The following is a 16399-nucleotide window of genomic DNA, read 5'->3' on the forward strand; positions in this document are numbered from 1 at the left end:
CAAACCATTTCTATGACGGAACTGTATGATACCGTCTATCCGCCGAGAACGCCGGTTGTAGATGGATTCCTCTATGGAGGGACTTACTTTTTTGTGGGTGCGCCGAAAGTTGGAAAATCGTTCTTTATGGGGCAGCTTGCCTATCATGTGGCAATGGGGCTTCCCCTGTGGGATTATCCCGTCCGAAAGGGGACGGTGCTATATCTGGCACTGGAAGATGATTACGCAAGACTTCAGCGGCGGCTCTCCGGTATGTTCGGTGTGGAATGTGCGGATAACCTGTACTTTGCGACACAGGCAAAAACCTTGAATGAGGGCTTAGACAGGCAATTAGAGGAATTTCTGAAAGAGCATACAGACGCAAGGCTGATTATCATTGACACGCTCCAGAAAGTGCGTGAGGTTGGAGGGGACAGGTACAGCTATTCCAGCGATTACGAGATTGTGACAAAGTTAAAATCGTTCAGCGACAAATACGGTATCTGCCTGCTGGTGGTTCATCACACACGCAAGCTGGAATCCGAGGACAGCTTTGATATGATTTCCGGCACAAACGGACTGCTTGGAGCGGCAGACGGAGCGTTTATTGTGCACAAGAAAAAGCGCACTGACAACGAGGCGGTCATGGATATAGTGGGGCGTGATCAGCCGGATCAGGAACTGACCATAGAGTTTGACCGGGAGCGTTGCGTCTGGAAATTCAAAAAGGCAGAAACGGAACTGTGGAAACAACCGCCGAATCCTATGCTGGAAGCAATCAACAATTTCCTGACACAGGATAAGCCGGAATGGGAGGGGACGGCAACAGAACTTGTGAGCCAGTTGCCGGATATGCAGATACAGGCAAACGTGCTTTCCAGAAAGCTGAATGTAGTCAATAGCCAGCTGCTTAATGACTATGGAATTTTCTATGACAATAAGCGGGGGCACGAAAGGAAGATTATTCTGAAACGGCTTGAGCCGAGAGAGTAAAAGCGACGATATGCGTCGGTTGCGACGGTATTTTTTACAGTGGGCTGGTATAGAAAATATCGACGCTATCGACGCAAACCGACGCAGAAAGGATTTTTTATGAAGAATGTGCAAATTTCTTATGAATTGTTTGTATCGTTGCTCCGCTATCATCTAATGGAAGATAATGATTGTCTGAATGAAATCCGGCAGGGATTGGAGCAGAAATTGGATTCGCTGGTGCGCCATGAATTATATGCGAAATATAAGACTGCGTCCACACAGGAAGAACGGGAAAAAGCCAGACGAGAATATCTGGAAAAACGTGGAGTGCCGGACAGCTTCCGCTGGTAGTTTTCCTTTGATGATAACAGACAGGAGCGTGACACGCTCCTGTGGATAGCAGACAACGAGAAAGGTGTGATTTGATGATAATTCAGCCGGACTGGGGAACTCGGAACGTGAACAAATTTTTTTACGAAAGTGAAGCCCGGAGGATTGCCGCATTCAATGAAATCTTTGGAGATGTGGAACTGACTGCGGCAGAAATGCAGACGCTGGTATGGCTTGCTGGGTGGGAGGAATGTACGGTAGAAAACGTACTTTCGGCTATCCGAAAAGCTATGGCGGCGGAAGCAAAGCGGCGGGAACAGCCGTCCCGTCCGTAGGGCGGAAAAGCACTCGGCAGAGCGCAAAGGCAGCTTGTGATGGACGGAACGGCTGTCAAAAGTGCTTTTGCGTTACTTTCGGCGAAAGTAACAAAGCCTATGCGCCGTATCCGGCGCTGATTACCCGGACAGGGAGAAAGGATATTGATTGAAGCGAACGATCAGCTTTATGACAGGAAAAGGCTCTGTCAACCATAACAGCAGAAAATTCCATGCAAAGAATACGGATCCGGAGCGAAGTTGTCTGAATGTGGAATACTGCAACGAAAATGTTAAAGACGTATATCACGAATTGTTTGATGAAGCACTCACCCGGTACAATGAGAAGCAGACCAGAAGTGACCGCCGGATTGACGATTATTATGAGAAAATTCGTTCCGGCAAGCAGGAAAAGCCATTCCATGAAATCATTGTGCAGATAGGCGATAAGGACAATATGGGGGCGAAAACAGAGGACGGACAGCTTGCGGCAAAGGTGCTTGATGAATATATGCAAGGTTTCCGGCAGCGCAATCCCACTTTAAGAGTATTTGCTGCCTATCTTCACATGGACGAAGCAACGCCCCACTTGCATATAGATTTTATACCGTATACGACAGGAAGCAAGCGAGGGCTTGATACAAGAGTTTCTCTGAAACAGGCGTTATCTGCTCTCGGATTTAAAGGCGGAACAAGACGGGAAACGGAATTAAATCAGTGGGTGGCTTATGAGAAAGAACAGCTTGCCGCTGTCATGCTGGAACATGGAATTGAGTGGGAGAAGAAAGGCACACATGAGAAGCATTTATCTGTCTTGGATTTTGAGAAAAAGGAACGGGCAAAGGAAGTCGCAGAATTGGAAGCGAGAAAAGTGGAATTACAGGAAGAAAACGCTACTTTTCAAGAAATCAACGAAGATTTGCATGAACAGTTGTTACAGGTTGATGATGAGATTCGTTCCTTACAGGAAGATTTACAGGAGTCCCGGCAGGAAGCAGAGAAAGCGCAGAAACAGGCGGACAAATACCAGAAGCGCATGAATGAACTTGCTCCTATGGTTAAGAACATGGAGAAGCTGGCGGCGGATTTTTCTGCAGACCCGGAGCAGACGCTTCCAGAAGCAGCAGTTATGGAATCTGCAAAGTCGTATCGGGAAAAGAAAGCAAAGCCGTTGGTAAAGAAAATCGTACAAGTCATGCGCTCTGTTTATTCGGCGTATCTGGATATTTCAAATAAGTTTACAAAGCTGCAAGCGGCATATAACAGGGAACGGAGCGGAAACGAGCGGCTGACAAGCAGACTGGAAGAAGTCTTGGAGGAAAATCGGGAGCTGCGGATAGTGGCGGTGGATTTCGGGCGTATAAAGGCGGTGGTCGGCTCTGAACAGGTAAACGCTGTGATTAACCGGGCAAAGCAACAGGAACAGATAGAAGGCGAGCAGAAACGGGCTGCAAGGAGAAAACACAATCGGGAAGCCCGCTGACAGGCGGAGGGCTGCTTAAAGCCCTCTTAGCTGCCATGAAGCGAATCTCCGCCAGTTAGTCAAGAGCGGCGTAGCCGTGAAGTTTACTCCTGACTGGCTGGTAGGAAATTAAAAAAGAATATATGTTCGATGGATTTTGCTTGATTTTGAGTTGGTTTGATAGTATAATAAGGGAAAAATCAGGTATAAAATATTTCCCAGGAGTGATGTGAATGAAACAGGTACATTTAAGGGTTGATGATGAGTTATATAATGAATTGAACGCATATTCTGTGATGATGGAACAGACAATGCAGGACTGTGTGAGAGAGGCAGTTGCGTATTATGTTACTGATATGAGAAGAAAGCAGCAAGCAGTGAAAGACCGTCAGTTTACATTTATTGATTTGTTTGCCGGAATAGGTGGAATGCGAATTGCTTTTGAGAGGGCCGGCGGGCATTGTGTTTATTCCAATGAGTGGAATAAATACAGTCAGCAGACATATTTTGCTAATTTTGGAGAACAGCCGGAGGGAGATATTACGCAGGTGCCAGCTTCGTCTATACCAGATCACGATATTCTGGTAGCCGGATTTCCCTGTCAGCCATTTTCCATTGCGGGTGTTTCCAAAAAGAACAGTCTTGGCAGAGCGACAGGATTTGAGGATAAAACACAGGGAACACTTTTCTTTGATGTTTGCAGGATATTAAAAGAAAAAAGACCAAAAGCCTTTATGCTGGAGAATGTAAAAAATCTGTGCAGCCATGATAAGGGCAGAACATTTAAAGTGATATTGGAATCATTGGAAGAATTGGACTATAGTGTGTTCTATTCTGTACTGGACGGACAGAATTATGTGCCGCAGCACAGGGAACGTATTCTTATTGTGGGATTTGACCGTCAGAAGTATGGGAAAAATGTACAGTTTGATTTTAAACTGACACCTAAATTTCCAAAACCTGTTATGCGGGATATTCTGGATGAAAATGTTGATGCGAAATATACATTGTCAGATAAACTCTGGACATATCTTCAAAATTATTCAGCAAAGCACAGAGCTGCAGGAAATGGATTTGGATATGGTATTGCTCCATTGGATGGTGTATCAAGAACAATCAGCGCGAGATATTACAAAGACGGTTCGGAAATACTGATTGCACAGGAGGGCAAAAATCCCCGGCGGCTGACACCGCGTGAATGTGCGAGATTACAGGGCTTTCCGGATGATTTCAAAATCCCTGTATCTGATACACAGGCATATAAGCAGTTCGGAAATTCTGTCGTAGTGCCGCTGATGGAAAACGTAGCAAAGCTGATAGTAAAGAAAATGGAAGAAATGGACCTGGCAGAGGGAAAAGAATTACAGAGGATGGTGATTTAGATGATTACAGGATACGCAGGACAGGCGATAAAATCTGTCCTTAACAGTGAAAAAGGATTGTGTAAATTTCTTTCTGCAAATGATACGGGCGCAACAGGCGGTCATCAGTCTGGTATTTTGATTTCAAAATCAGCTGTGGAAATGATGTTCAGCAAACAGGAACTTGAACAGGCGGGAATCCCCAAAAGGACAGTGAAGGTCAGATGGCAGGATGATTTTGAAACAGAAAGCTGTTTTACATACTATGAAAGTAAAAATGAGTTGAGAATCACACGATTTGGAAGAGGATTTCCATTTTTGAAGCCTGAGCAGACAGGAGCGTTATTTGTATTTACACAACAGACGGATTTTGATTATTGCGGATATTTTCTGGAAACGGATGAGGAAATAGAAGAATTTCTTGACACATTTGGAATCAGCCCTACAGAAACGAACAGTCTTATTGATACCGGGAAAATATCGTCAGAAACACAGGAAAAACTGGCAATACAGGAGTTTATCAGCGGACTTGATTTGGATTTCCCGGCATCGGATGTAATGTCAGCGGCGGCAAGAACGATTGAAGAAAAGGCATATGATCATGTGGAATATATTCTCACTAACCCTGATGAAAAAATTATCAGTTGGACAAATATGGAATATACTCTTTTCAGGGCACTGGAATATGCAAGATATGGCGATATAATTACAAAAGGATTTCAGTCGGTGGACGAATTTGTAAGAGTTGCTAATGTAGTGCTGAATCGCAGAAAAAGTCGGGCGGGTAAAAGCCTTGAACATCATTTATCGGCAATATTTGACGGGAATGGTATAGAGTATTCATCGCAGGCCGTTACGGAGGGAAATAAGAAGCCGGATTTTCTGTTTCCCTCACAGGAGGCATATCATGACTATGATTTTTCAACAGATTACATTATTTCTCTGGCAGCAAAAACAACCTGTAAAGACAGGTGGAGGCAGGTGCTGAACGAAGCAGATCGATTGCGGGACAAGCCAAAATATCTGTGTACGCTTCAACAGGGAATATCCGGGGCACAGATGGATGAAATGCAGGCGGAGAATGTTATACTGGTTGTACCGAAACCTTATATAGCGACATATCCAAAGGATCGCAGAGACAGAATATGGACATTGGCCCGGTTTGTTCAGTATGTAAAAACAATAGAGGGCAAATAAGATGGATATAAAAAGCCCGGAGGAACGAAGTAAGAACATGGCGGCTATCCGCTCAAAGAATACAAAACCGGAAGTGTATTTCAGAAAACTGCTTTTTGCGAAGGGATACAGATACAGTCTTAATTCCGGTAAAGTACCCGGACACCCGGACATTTATTTGCGTAAATATAATACTGCTATTTTTGTTCACGGATGTTTCTGGCACAGACATTCTGGCTGTCAATATGCGTATATGCCGAAATCGAGAGTTGAGTTCTGGCAGAAGAAATTTGAAGCGAATGTGAAAAGAGATTATATTGTCAGGATGGAACTGCAAGATAAGGGAATTAAGTGCTTGGTTGTATGGGAGTGTACGGTTAAAAAAATGAAAAGAAATTCAGTGAATTGCGAAAAATATTTAAAAGAAGCTGAAGATTTTTTGGAAAATGATGAGATGTTTTTGGCAATCTAATGTTATAGAGAAGGCAAGAAAAATTTATGTTTTTTATATAGTCCCAAATTCGGAGGGCATAAAAACAGATAAGGAGTAAGACAAAAAATATGAGAAAAATACCAATATTTCTAAGCTATCCTAAACCATTTAATAGTAATCAGAAAATGTTTATAAATAAGATATGCGAATATTTAAGGAATCAGGGATTAGAACCCTGTACGCTAGGTATTACAGATTATGATATGGATGAACCATTGAAAGCAATTAGGCGTTTAATGTTAGAATCAAATGGATTATTAGCGGTCGCATTTCGCAGAAATTATGTGGAAAAAGGAACAGGTAAACCGAAAAGTGATATTGGAGAGAACGAGATAGATATATCAGATAAATGGTTGACAAGCCCTTACTGTCAAATTGAACCAGCAATGGCGTTTCAATTGGGTTTGCCAGTTCTTGTGTTAAGGGAAAAAGGAGTAATAGAAGAGGGGGTATTAGAAAAAGGGGTGTTAGGTACATATATGCCAGAGTTTTCTGTTGAAAAAAATATTGATGAATATTTTAATTCTAATGAATTTCATTCTTTATTAAAAAAATGGGAGGGGTTTGTTAGAGCTGTGGTAGAAAAAAAGGGTAATCCTCCGCAATTATTCTGATATATGGGACGAAAAATACATTTTCCTTTATTGGATTATGATTGTGAAATTATCCGGAATTGACAGAACATATGTTTATTTGATAATATATAAATAAAAACTAAACCGAATTAAAATTAGATAGGAGAAATCAAAAATGATTAATGTTTTTATACCACATCGTTGGAACAATAATGATTATGATGAGATTAGCATGTTATTAGATCGGACAAAATTTAGAGTAAGAGATTATTCTGTCCCAAGTAATTCGCCTTTTGATAGTGTTGATAGAAGATTTAATGTTGATCCTCAGATTCAAAAGCAAATAAAATATGCAAGTGTTGTTGTTTGTTCGAATCGTCCTGCTAATAATAATGGGATGTCTATTGAAGAAATTCGTTTTGCTATAAATATTGGAAAACCAGTTGTTGCTATTAAAATAACTGAAAGTACAAGTAGTGAAATAGCAAAATTAAATCTTCCTGTTATTTCAAAAAGAAGAGATTCACTGGAGTCTTGGATAAAACTTAATGTTTAAAGGGTGTATTGAACAAAAATTTTAAGAAGGTGGTTTAGTTTGGAATTATACAATGATATTAACGATGATGGCAAGGAATTGATTTTAGAACAATATAAATTATATGTTGAAATGGCTGATAAAGTGAGCGAGAGAAGGTTTAATGTAAATACATTTTTTCTGACAGCTAATTCAACTATTTTAACAGTAATTACTATTAAAGGCTTTGATGTTGTAAAGTTTAGTTGGATAATTACTGCTGTAGGTATAGTATTATCGTACACATGGTACTATCTTTTGCAGAGTTACAAGTTACTTAACAGTGGAAAATTTGAAGTGATACATAAAGTTGAACAACATTTGCCATTGAATCTATATGTATTTGAATGGGAAGTACTCGGAGAAGGGAAAGAACGAGCAAAATATTGGCCAATTTCTCATATTGAGAAAATTCTGCCCGTATTGTTTGGCATAATTTATATTATTTTTGAGATAGTGATACTTATTGGAGGCATTGATTAATGAAAATATTTATCTCGCATAAGCAAGAGGATGCGCTTACTGCAAATCAGATAGCAAGTGAGCTAAGAGCGATTCATGTTGATTATTATCTTGATTTGCTTGATCCCTCGGTAACCCAAAGTGGTAGAGAACTTACAAATCACATACGAAGCAATCTTAATAACTGTACAGATATAATAGTTGTTATGTCAGAGATAACCAGATATTCTCAGTGGGTACCATTTGAAGTTGGAATGGCTGCACAAATAGATATGCCAACGGCGACTTTTTTGAAAGATTATGTTTCGTTGCCAGACTTTTTACAATATTGGCCTCGCTTAAAGAAACCGGCAGATATCCAAAAATATGTTTCGACTAGAAATGATGTTGACCAGGAATATCGTGCTTATCGCTCTGTATATGAAACTGCTACTTATCAGAAACGAAAAACAGAGCGGTTTTATGATGTGCTCAAACAACGATTGTAAGTTAAAGGCGTGGCAACATTTTGGCACCAGAAAATCAGCAAACCAGAATAATTGATGTAATTGAAGTAAAAAGAGGCGTGTATTTGCACAGAACTTAAACAAAAACAGTTAATGACAACAAAGGACACGCCGAATAGAAGAAGTATAGGGCTTGATATTAATCCTGAATATATCTAAATGATCAAAGAACGATTAAATGAGCCATTTTTAGGATTCGATAGTATTGATGAAAAGATGTCCTAACGATTTGAATGACGTGCAAATCAGAATTGACTATATCGAAAATCATACAGGATGGTTTAAAAAAAATCATCCAGATGCAATCAGTGAGTTTTGGGAAGAAGTAAAGGAAAAATATCTGGTTAAAATGATTGATACGGGGCAAACATGGATTTTTGATCAATATGGAGTAGCTATATAACAGTAAGATTGTGAAAAGAGGTAAGTAAGACGATGAAAAAAGCGTTAATAGTTGGCTTAAATAATTATCCAGGCTGTAAATTAGAGTGGTGCGATAATGATGCTATTGCTATGAAAGAGTTAATTGAAACTAATGGTGATGGATCACCGAATTTCGATGTCATTTCAATAATTGATAGTTGTACAAAACATAATTTAAGAATTGCCATTGAAAAATTATTTGCTGATGATGCTGATGTGGCGCTTTTGTATTTTTCGGGACATGGTGCAGATTTAGATGGAGGATACCTTTGTACTACAGATTTTTCGGGAACCGATTATGGCGTGAGAATGACAGATGTGTTAGAATGGGCGAATAAATCTCATTGCAAAAATAAAGTTATTATTTTAGATTGTTGTTTTGCAGCTAAGATGGGAACGTCTATATTACTCAATAATAATTCTGTGTTAGGGGAAGGCGTAACAATAATAGCAGCAAGTCAATCATGGCAAACTTCGGCTGAAAATGCCAGTATACAACATGGAGTATTTACGGAATTACTTATTCAAGGATTGAAGGGTGGTGCAGCAGATATTGGAGGAAATATTACTCCGGCAAGTCTATATTCCTTTGTTGACCAATCTTTAGGTGCATGGCAACAACGCCCCGTTTTTAAAACGAATATTTCTCAATTTTTGCCACTGAGGACTATACAAGCGAAAGTGCCAAAATCAATACTTAGAAAATTGAGTTTATATTTTAAAAATCCAACTGAAGAGTATAAATTAAATCCATCATATGAATATACAAATGAACCAGAGATAGAGCATCAAATTATTGAACCTTATGCTAAGGCAGAGAATGTGGCTATATTTAAAGAATTACAATTATTTGAAAGTGTTGGGCTGGTCGAACCTGTTGGGACGGAACATATGTATTTTGCGGCGATGGAAAATAAATCGTGCAAATTAACGGCTTTAGGGTTACATTATTGGAGATTATCTAAGGATAAAAGATTTTAAACTAATTTAATTATGGGAGGAATAGTAATGTCAAAAACATATCATCTTTTTATCAGTCACTCATGGGCATATTCTGATGCTTATGAAAAACTTATCAATTTATTAAATAAAGACACAAATTTCAGTTATACAAATTATTCAGTACCCCAAAATGATCCTATTCATAATGCGGGCACAGATAAGGAATTGTATGCAGCCATAAAAGCACAGATTGCTCCGGCAAGTGTTGTGCTTATTTTGGCAGGAGTTTATTCTACATATAGTAAATGGATAAACAAGGAAATCAAAATAGCAAAAACAGAATTTTGGACACCAAAATCAATTATTGCAATCGAACCATGGGGAGCGGAGAGAACATCTAAAGTAGTTAAAGATGCAGCGGATAAAGTAGTAGGTTGGAATAGCTCTTCGATTATAAATGCGATAAAAGAACTTGGTTGATAAGTAAGGTTAAAATACTTTCAATCATGGCAACATTTTGGCAACAGAAAATCAGCAAGCCAGAATAGATGATGTAATTGAAGTAAAAAGCGGCGTGTATTTGTATAAAACTTAAATAAATACAGTTAAGAGCAACAAAGGACACGCTGAGTTTGAATAGAATAATAGAAATTTTATACAGATTGTTTTTATATGGTAGGTAATCTATAGATTATCTGCCATATATTTTTGTTTTTTAACAGTATAGATTTTTAATGATATACAAGAATAACAAGAAAACAAACAAGAATGCAAGAAAAGGACTTGACTCTAAGATATTGCAGAGGTATTATTAGAGTAAATTAGGAGGGGCAAAGATATGACAATGAGTTCGACAATACAAGAGGTTGTATTAGAATTTTTATCAGACAAACAAGAACATAGTGTGCAGGACATTAAGCATTATCTTCGAGAACAAGATGTTCGTGATTATACAGAGGGGCAATTTGCAGGCTCTTTGAATACTTTAATGAGAAATGGATCAATAAAAAAAGTGGATAGAGGTATATATTCTATAAAATTAAGGAGTGAGGATATGAAAAAATGTTTTGTAGTATCACCAATAGGTGATGAAGGAAGCGAAATAAGAAAACGGGCGGATCAAATGTTCAAATATATAATCGCACCTGTATGTGAAGAAACTGGATTTGAACCTATAAGAGTGGACAAGTTAAATCAACCAGATTCAATAACCCAAACTATTATAGATTACTTATTACAATCAGAACTTGTGATTGCGGATATTACAGGACATAATCCGAACGCTTTTTATGAGATGGGTTACAGAGCTTCAACTGGAAAACCAATTATCCATTTGAAATGTAAAAATGAAAGGATTCCTTTTGACATAGCTGGAATCAGAGCATTTGATTATGACCTTAGTGACTTGGATTCAGTTGAAGAGATTAAATCCAGGTTAATCAAAACAATAGGGGCCCTATCGTTTGATACGAAATCAGATCAAAATAATGAAGACGATTCCGATACTAAGGAGATGAATGGAGATATATCTCAATTGATTCCAATTTTATATGAAATTCAGGACGATATATCCCAGTTAAAAAAGGAAATTCATAATAAGGATACAGAAACAATACAAGCAGTTATTAAGGCAGCAACGCCATCTGCGCCTATAGAGGATTCCAATACAGCAATAATGAAAGCAGTTCTTCCTGAGCTGTTAAGAAATCCCAATTCAATGAAAACATTGATAGAATTAAGTGAGCTGGGAAATAAAAAGAAGTAAGGGAGAATGGAAAACAATATATTGGCGTTTTTAAAGATGATATAAATAAAGGGAAATCATATGAAAAATATGAAAATAGATGCCAATGGAACTGAAATCAGAGTAATGGGAGATATTGTTAATGAAGACGCCTATATTTCGCTCACTGATATTGCAAAATATAAAAATCCAGACAATGCTTTTATTGTAGTGGCAAACTGGATGCGTAATCATTCTACAATTTCATTTTTGGGATTGTGGGAACAAATTCATAATCCCAATTTTAAACCTATCGAATTCGATAGGTTTAAAGCAGAGTCAGGAGATAATGCATTTACACTGACACCGCAGCAGTGGATAAAAGCAACGGATGCAATCGGTATCATATCAAAATCAGGTCGATATGGTGGTACTTATGCACACACGGATATTGCGTTTGAGTTTGCTTCTTGGATTTCACCAGAATTTAAGCTGTATATTATCAAGGATTATCAGCGTTTAAAGAAAGATGAAGCAGACCGTTTAGCGATTGGCTGGGATGTAAAGAGAGAACTTTCAAAAATAAACTACCGAATTCATACGGATGCGGTGAAGGAGTTTTTGATTACACCGACGTTGTCCCAACAGGAAATGGCATATACATATGCTTCTGAAGCGGACATTTTAAATATGGCTTTGTTTGGAAAAACAGCATCCCAATGGAGAAGCGAAAAAGGAATAAAGGGGAAGAATTCCAATATCAGAGATTTTGCTTCTGCGGAAGAATTGGTTGTGCTTATCAATCTGGAGGATACAAATGCTGATCTGATAAGACGGGAAGTGCCTAAAATTGAGCGATTAAAAATATTACGGGAAAAGGCATACAGACAATTAGAACTTTTGAAGAAGAATCAAGATACGATTGAAGCATTGAAGAAAAATCTTATTGAAGATACAGAAACAAATAGTTGATTTTCTAAGCAAAGCTGCTTATAATCTGTATCGGAACATATTGCTATTATCCACAGTTACTTATGCTGTGTTATCAACAGCGATAACAAAATGATAACATTAGCTTATACAGGCAGGATAATATGGACAAATCAAAGAATTAAAAGAAAGGCAAATACGATAGCAAATAATCTCTAAACAAAATTGATTAGTAGTTGTCGAGTTTGAGTAACGGACGAAACACCGGAGATGCTGATAAAATGGGCATTTCCGGCGTTGTTTTATGGCGGTTGGCTCTAAAATGGCTCTAATTATTTGAAGAATACTGGATTTAGGGCGGGTATCATGATACCTGCCTTATTTGTTTTACATAGTAAGTCCACATTCAAAGGCAAGTACTATATATTTTTCTGCGTTGTTCAGACCATATAAATTCAAATCTCTGATTTCCCATGTATCAGAACTAAGATTATCTGCTCCGTACAAAAATTGGATAAAAGGGATATGCCTATATTTTGCAACTGCCAGCATGGAAGCACATTCCATTTCTACGACAAGGCAGCCCTCTTGTCTGCGTTCTTGAATAAGGGGTAGCGTTTCTCTGTAAATAGCGTCCGAAGTCCATGTTTTCCCTTTTACATACGGATAACCGCAACTTGATAAAACACTTTCTAATATTTGAACTGAATGTGGATCTGCTTCAATTTCTGACGAGGGCGCTATATAATGATAACTTGTGCCCTCATCACGGACAGCAGAAACAGGGATAATGATATTGTTTTTTACCTTATCATCATCCAACACACCGCAAGAACCAAACAAAACAACCTTTTTTGCTCCCATGACAATAATTTCTTCAAATCCAGCGACACAAGCAGGTGCACCTACTTTGGACAGATAGAAAGCAATATCTGTATCTTTATAACGAATTTTGTAAACAGGTATCATACCATTCGCGGTATATAGTTCAGCTATCTTTTCAGTACTGTCCAGTGAAGAAAATTTTTGAATAATATTCTCTGAAAACGTGGAAATACATATCTCCGGGAAATTATCAATTTTTTTCGTTGTATCAGACGGACTGAATAAAGCCGGTTCTGAAATTTCAGATTTTTGAAATATAGTAAGAAACTTTTGATTGTGTTCCATTTTAGTCTCCCTTTTGATAGATTGAATGTTAACTGGATTTGCCTGGGATTTTCTGTTTGCGTAGCTTTAAAATGATATTTTTCTTCTTAGCAGCTTCTTGAAGTAAACTGGCTGCATGAGCGGATTTTTCTTTTAATGTGAGATTTGAAGTATTCTCATCCAATTCGGATATGATGTTTTCTAAATCGTCTAATTCTAACAAATTGACCGCAACGCAAAACAATGTCTTTTTTCGTCCGTCATTATAAGTATTCAACAGATGATTTAACAGAACTTTCTTTCTCTGCTGTTCTGCTAAATAAAGTTCATTTCCCAATTTCTTGAATTTTTCCATATCCTGCCTTTGATGTTGGTGTGTGACAAAAGAATCAAATTCGTCTATGCTATCATATTTTTCGCAGGGATAATTTTCACACTGGAAACAATATTCTACATTCCCATGCTGTAAACTGCATTTTGCTATGGAACAGGATTGGTTTCCCTCTCCGCCCCCACAACCAGGACAGTATTGATTTAGGTTCATAGGGCATAAGCCACAATTCAATCCACATAGGGAAAATAATAAATTTTCTCTTTTGAAATTTTTCATAGAAAATCCTCTTATGGTAAGTGCTAAGGTGTATTTTGGGGATATACTTTGACGGCGATACCAGATGTTCCCTTTTTCACAACCTTATTTGTATCAACTAAATGCTGCTTGATCTGCTCACATGTTTCATTCATCTGCTCGACTTCATGCTGAAAGGCTTCCTCGCTTGGAAATGCGTCTTTGGAAGCAATCAGATTCTCCTGCAATTTCTTGGTTTTTGCAAATTTCGCAAGGCGGCTATTGATTTCCGGGTGCTTAAAACGAATATATATCGTGTCTGGAATGAGATTTCCGTCCTTATCCTTTTCCCCGTCAATTTCCATATCTATCTGTTCGTCCATTTTGAAAAGCAGAGTAAGAACATCGGAAGCGGTTTCTATATCAAAATCTGTAAAGACATTGATACTCACACCCAGAGCGTTGGCAATCTTCAAAAGCTGATCGGGCTTGGGGTTCCGGCTTCCCAACTCATATTTGCGGATAGTGGTTCCGTCTATACCTGCCAGTTCCCCCAGCATATTCTGTGAAATTCCCCGGATATTTCGGAATGTCTTAATTTTCTCTCCTACTGTCATAGGACAACTCCTTTAATGTTGATAATATAAAAAATAGGGACATTTGTATTCTAACATATGCGGCTAAAATAAGCAAATAAAATCTGAAAAGTATATTGACAAGGGACAAAAGAGCCTATATAATCAAAATACAAGAAAGGGACAAAAGTCCCTAATATAAAAACAGGAGGACAATGAATGGAGAAAACGAAAAAAATGTATGTAACAGCAGAGGAAGCGGCAGAAATGCTTGGCGTGTCAACAGGCTATGCCTACAAGATTATCCGGGGGCTGAACGAAGAATTGAAAGAAAAGGGTTATCGGACAATCTGCGGCAAGGTTCCGACAAAATACTTTGAAGAAAAATTTTACGGTCTGACCGTAGCCATGTAGGAGAGGAGGACTTTTATGTCGGCAACAAGAGACGGGAAAATGTGGCGCTGCCAGTTTTACTATAAGGACTGGCAGGGCGTGAGCCACAAGAAAAATAAGAGAGGTTTTAAAACAAAGGCGGAAGCGGAGCAATGGGAGCGGGATTTCCTGCAACAACAGCAGAAAGATTTGAATATCAATTTTGAGAATTTCGTTCAAATTTACTATGAGGATATGGAACACCGTCTGCGTGAGAATACCATGCGGACAAAGAAATTCATTATTGATTTGAAAATCATTCCGTATTTCAAGAAAAAGAGCATAAGCGAGATTAGGGCTTCCGACATTCGGGCATGGCAAAATGCTCTGATGAAAAAAGGTTATTCTCAAACGTATTTGAAAACAGTCAATAATCAGCTATCAGCGATTTTCAACTATGCAGTTCGGTACTATGACTTGAAAGACAATCCTTGCCGGAAAGCCGGAAGCATTGGAAAAAGCCATGCTGGGGAAAAGGAATTTTGGACAAAACAGGAGTTCAAACAGTTTCTTGTGGTCGTAGAAGATAAGCCGGAAACCAAAATGGCGTTCCTGCTTCTTTATTGGACGGGTATGAGAATAGGGGAATTGCTGGCATTGACTTATAAGGATATTGATTTGGAGAAGCGAACAATCTCAATCAACAAATCTTATCAGCGTTTGGATGGTAGAGACATTATCACGCCGCCGAAAACGCCTAAGAGCAAACGGACTGTGACGGTACCGCCATTTCTTGCAGAAGAATTACGGGAGTATATCTCCCACTTGTACGGAGTTATGGCAGATGAAAGAATGTTCCGTTTTACAAAATCCTATATGGAGCATGAAATTATCAGAGGAATCAAGGCTTCCGGGGTAAAACGGATACGCCTGCATGATTTGAGGCACTCACACGCTTTTCTGCTCATGGAAATGGGCTTTACGCCGCTTGCGATTGCGGAGCGTTTGGGGCATGAAAAAATCGAAACCACATTGAACACCTATTCGCATCTATACCCAAATAAACAGGGAGAACTTGCGGACAGGCTGGAAATGGAGAACAACAGGAAGGATGAAGAATGAGCGGAGTTCATAAATATCCGACAATCAGCTTCCGTATTTCGCCCAGAGAGAGGGAAGAAATCGAAGCAAAGATTTTAGCGAGCGGAATGTCAAAAAAGGATTACTTTGTACGCTCCTGCATTTATAACCGAGTATGCGTGGTTGGTAGGACAGAACTGATTTATCAGTTGGTGGAGGAATTGAAAATCATGCAGACCAATATCCGGGAAGTGACAGAACAGTTTGAACAGGCAGAAGTCACATTGTCAGCGGAAGGATTGCAGGACATGAGGAATGACTGTCTGGATATGCTGAAAGCAATTCTCTGGATGTTGGACGGTGCAAGGTATCTGTGGGAGGACAAAGAAAAAAGCCCTGACAGCGGCAACTGTTAGGGCTGTGATAACTG

At 38.9% G+C, this 16399-nt stretch carries 22 protein-coding genes; 19 read left to right on the top strand and 3 right to left on the bottom strand.

The annotated features are described in order from the left end of the window. The 16 genes from QVO97_RS10890 to QVO97_RS10965 all read left to right on the top strand — a co-directional run. A partial coding sequence (locus tag QVO97_RS10890) for an AAA family ATPase (RefSeq protein WP_288189680.1) occupies window positions 1–972 on the top strand: 972 nt, incomplete at its 5' end. Between the two features lie 99 nt (window positions 973–1071). After that, window positions 1072–1305: a hypothetical protein gene (locus tag QVO97_RS10895; protein WP_022360352.1), complete on the top strand. Its 234-nt coding sequence runs from the start codon at window positions 1072–1074 to the stop codon at window positions 1303–1305. A 107-nt stretch (window positions 1306–1412) separates the two neighbouring features. After that, window positions 1413–1619 carry a hypothetical protein gene (locus tag QVO97_RS10900; protein ID WP_288189681.1) on the top strand — a complete coding sequence of 69 codons (207 nt, stop codon included), beginning with the start codon at window positions 1413–1415 and terminating at the stop codon, window positions 1617–1619. A 169-nt stretch (window positions 1620–1788) separates the two neighbouring features. After that, on the top strand, window positions 1789–3081 hold the full coding sequence (locus QVO97_RS10905) for a plasmid recombination protein (RefSeq protein WP_022360354.1): 1293 nt from the start codon (window positions 1789–1791) through the stop codon (window positions 3079–3081). A 212-nt stretch (window positions 3082–3293) separates the two neighbouring features. Further along, window positions 3294–4442 (top strand): DNA (cytosine-5-)-methyltransferase, encoded by a 1149-nt coding sequence (gene dcm, locus QVO97_RS10910; protein ID WP_022360355.1) that lies wholly within the window; start codon window positions 3294–3296, stop codon window positions 4440–4442. After that, a complete protein-coding gene (locus QVO97_RS10915; protein WP_022360356.1) occupies window positions 4443–5618 on the top strand; it encodes a type II restriction endonuclease in 1176 nt (391 codons plus the stop codon). It begins immediately after the preceding gene. Between the two features lies 1 nt (window position 5619). Next, a complete protein-coding gene (locus tag QVO97_RS10920; RefSeq protein ID WP_022360357.1) occupies window positions 5620–6069 on the top strand; it encodes a very short patch repair endonuclease in 450 nt (149 codons plus the stop codon). An 89-nt stretch (window positions 6070–6158) separates the two neighbouring features. After that, window positions 6159–6704, top strand: coding sequence for a toll/interleukin-1 receptor domain-containing protein (locus QVO97_RS10925; protein WP_022360358.1), 546 nt, complete (start codon window positions 6159–6161; stop codon window positions 6702–6704). Window positions 6705–6840: 136 nt separating this feature from the next. Then, on the top strand, window positions 6841–7221 hold the full coding sequence (locus QVO97_RS10930; protein ID WP_022360359.1) for a TIR domain-containing protein: 381 nt from the start codon (window positions 6841–6843) through the stop codon (window positions 7219–7221). 39 nt (window positions 7222–7260) lie between these two features. Then, complete coding sequence (locus QVO97_RS10935) at window positions 7261–7722, top strand: RipA family octameric membrane protein (RefSeq protein ID WP_022360360.1); 462 nt, start codon at window positions 7261–7263, stop codon at window positions 7720–7722. After that, on the top strand, window positions 7722–8189 hold the full coding sequence (locus tag QVO97_RS10940) for a toll/interleukin-1 receptor domain-containing protein (protein WP_022360361.1): 468 nt from the start codon (window positions 7722–7724) through the stop codon (window positions 8187–8189). The genes QVO97_RS10935 and QVO97_RS10940 overlap by 1 nt, the downstream gene beginning before the upstream one ends. 223 nt (window positions 8190–8412) lie before the next feature. Next, entirely contained in the window at window positions 8413–8610 is a 198-nt protein-coding gene (locus tag QVO97_RS10945; protein ID WP_288189683.1) for a hypothetical protein, read from the top strand. A gap of 32 nt (window positions 8611–8642) precedes the next feature. After that, window positions 8643–9611, top strand: coding sequence for a caspase family protein (locus QVO97_RS10950; RefSeq protein ID WP_022360362.1), 969 nt, complete (start codon window positions 8643–8645; stop codon window positions 9609–9611). A 27-nt stretch (window positions 9612–9638) separates the two neighbouring features. After that, a complete protein-coding gene (locus QVO97_RS10955; RefSeq protein ID WP_022360363.1) occupies window positions 9639–10052 on the top strand; it encodes a TIR domain-containing protein in 414 nt (137 codons plus the stop codon). A gap of 358 nt (window positions 10053–10410) precedes the next feature. Then, a complete protein-coding gene (locus QVO97_RS10960) occupies window positions 10411–11337 on the top strand; it encodes a hypothetical protein (protein ID WP_022360364.1) in 927 nt (308 codons plus the stop codon). Between the two features lie 60 nt (window positions 11338–11397). Further along, window positions 11398–12267 (top strand): KilA-N domain-containing protein, encoded by an 870-nt coding sequence (locus QVO97_RS10965; RefSeq protein WP_022360365.1) that lies wholly within the window; start codon window positions 11398–11400, stop codon window positions 12265–12267. 345 nt (window positions 12268–12612) lie between these two features. Here the strand turns inward: QVO97_RS10965 and QVO97_RS10970 are convergent, their stop codons facing one another. Genes QVO97_RS10970 through QVO97_RS10980 form a run of 3 tightly spaced genes read right to left on the bottom strand, consistent with a single transcriptional unit; the run spans window position 12613 to window position 14559 of the window. Next, window positions 12613–13395 (bottom strand): nucleoside phosphorylase, encoded by a 783-nt coding sequence (locus tag QVO97_RS10970; protein WP_022360366.1) that lies wholly within the window; start codon window positions 13393–13395, stop codon window positions 12613–12615. A 28-nt stretch (window positions 13396–13423) separates the two neighbouring features. After that, window positions 13424–13984: a DUF3795 domain-containing protein gene (locus QVO97_RS10975; RefSeq protein WP_022360367.1), complete on the bottom strand. Its 561-nt coding sequence runs from the start codon at window positions 13982–13984 to the stop codon at window positions 13424–13426. Between the two features lie 23 nt (window positions 13985–14007). Next, complete coding sequence (locus QVO97_RS10980) at window positions 14008–14559, bottom strand: helix-turn-helix domain-containing protein (protein WP_022360368.1); 552 nt, start codon at window positions 14557–14559, stop codon at window positions 14008–14010. A 177-nt stretch (window positions 14560–14736) separates the two neighbouring features. Here QVO97_RS10980 and QVO97_RS10985 point away from each other — a divergent pair, with 177 nt between their 5' ends. From QVO97_RS10985 to QVO97_RS10995, 3 genes are read left to right on the top strand one after another with little or no spacing between them, the layout of a single operon-like run. Then, a complete protein-coding gene (locus QVO97_RS10985) occupies window positions 14737–14931 on the top strand; it encodes a hypothetical protein (RefSeq protein ID WP_022360369.1) in 195 nt (64 codons plus the stop codon). Between the two features lie 39 nt (window positions 14932–14970). Then, the gene (locus QVO97_RS10990; protein ID WP_369678421.1) at window positions 14971–16011 is read left to right on the top strand and encodes a site-specific integrase; all 1041 of its coding nucleotides are present in this window, start codon (window positions 14971–14973) and stop codon (window positions 16009–16011) included. Next, the gene (locus QVO97_RS10995; protein WP_022360371.1) at window positions 16008–16385 is read left to right on the top strand and encodes a plasmid mobilization protein; all 378 of its coding nucleotides are present in this window, start codon (window positions 16008–16010) and stop codon (window positions 16383–16385) included. The genes QVO97_RS10990 and QVO97_RS10995 overlap by 4 nt, the downstream gene beginning before the upstream one ends. Window positions 16386–16399: the final 14 nt, after the last annotated feature.

This window comes from Clostridium sp. CAG:43 (assembly GCF_000434655.1).
GTDB classification, from domain to species: Bacteria; Bacillota; Clostridia; order Lachnospirales; family Lachnospiraceae; genus Otoolea; species Otoolea fessa.

What these genes read in the sequence shown, in the direction of transcription:
- QVO97_RS10955 (WP_022360363.1), top strand. Translation starts at nt 9,639, where the DNA reads ATGTCAAAAACATATCATCTTTTTATCAGTCACTCATGGGCATATTCT.
- QVO97_RS10895 (WP_022360352.1), top strand. Translation starts at nt 1,072, where the DNA reads ATGAAGAATGTGCAAATTTCTTATGAATTGTTTGTATCGTTGCTCCGC.
- dcm (WP_022360355.1), top strand. Translation starts at nt 3,294, where the DNA reads ATGAAACAGGTACATTTAAGGGTTGATGATGAGTTATATAATGAATTG.
- QVO97_RS10950 (WP_022360362.1), top strand. Translation starts at nt 8,643, where the DNA reads ATGAAAAAAGCGTTAATAGTTGGCTTAAATAATTATCCAGGCTGTAAA.
- QVO97_RS10915 (WP_022360356.1), top strand. Translation starts at nt 4,443, where the DNA reads ATGATTACAGGATACGCAGGACAGGCGATAAAATCTGTCCTTAACAGT.
- QVO97_RS10970 (WP_022360366.1), bottom strand. Translation starts at nt 13,395, where the DNA reads ATGGAACACAATCAAAAGTTTCTTACTATATTTCAAAAATCTGAAATT.
- QVO97_RS10985 (WP_022360369.1), top strand. Translation starts at nt 14,737, where the DNA reads ATGGAGAAAACGAAAAAAATGTATGTAACAGCAGAGGAAGCGGCAGAA.
- QVO97_RS10925 (WP_022360358.1), top strand. Translation starts at nt 6,159, where the DNA reads ATGAGAAAAATACCAATATTTCTAAGCTATCCTAAACCATTTAATAGT.
- QVO97_RS10995 (WP_022360371.1), top strand. Translation starts at nt 16,008, where the DNA reads ATGAGCGGAGTTCATAAATATCCGACAATCAGCTTCCGTATTTCGCCC.
- QVO97_RS10975 (WP_022360367.1), bottom strand. Translation starts at nt 13,984, where the DNA reads ATGAAAAATTTCAAAAGAGAAAATTTATTATTTTCCCTATGTGGATTG.
- QVO97_RS10990 (WP_369678421.1), top strand. Translation starts at nt 14,971, where the DNA reads ATGTGGCGCTGCCAGTTTTACTATAAGGACTGGCAGGGCGTGAGCCAC.
- QVO97_RS10940 (WP_022360361.1), top strand. Translation starts at nt 7,722, where the DNA reads ATGAAAATATTTATCTCGCATAAGCAAGAGGATGCGCTTACTGCAAAT.
- QVO97_RS10920 (WP_022360357.1), top strand. Translation starts at nt 5,620, where the DNA reads ATGGATATAAAAAGCCCGGAGGAACGAAGTAAGAACATGGCGGCTATC.
- QVO97_RS10965 (WP_022360365.1), top strand. Translation starts at nt 11,398, where the DNA reads ATGAAAAATATGAAAATAGATGCCAATGGAACTGAAATCAGAGTAATG.
- QVO97_RS10980 (WP_022360368.1), bottom strand. Translation starts at nt 14,559, where the DNA reads ATGACAGTAGGAGAGAAAATTAAGACATTCCGAAATATCCGGGGAATT.
- QVO97_RS10905 (WP_022360354.1), top strand. Translation starts at nt 1,789, where the DNA reads ATGACAGGAAAAGGCTCTGTCAACCATAACAGCAGAAAATTCCATGCA.
- QVO97_RS10960 (WP_022360364.1), top strand. Translation starts at nt 10,411, where the DNA reads ATGACAATGAGTTCGACAATACAAGAGGTTGTATTAGAATTTTTATCA.
- QVO97_RS10930 (WP_022360359.1), top strand. Translation starts at nt 6,841, where the DNA reads ATGATTAATGTTTTTATACCACATCGTTGGAACAATAATGATTATGAT.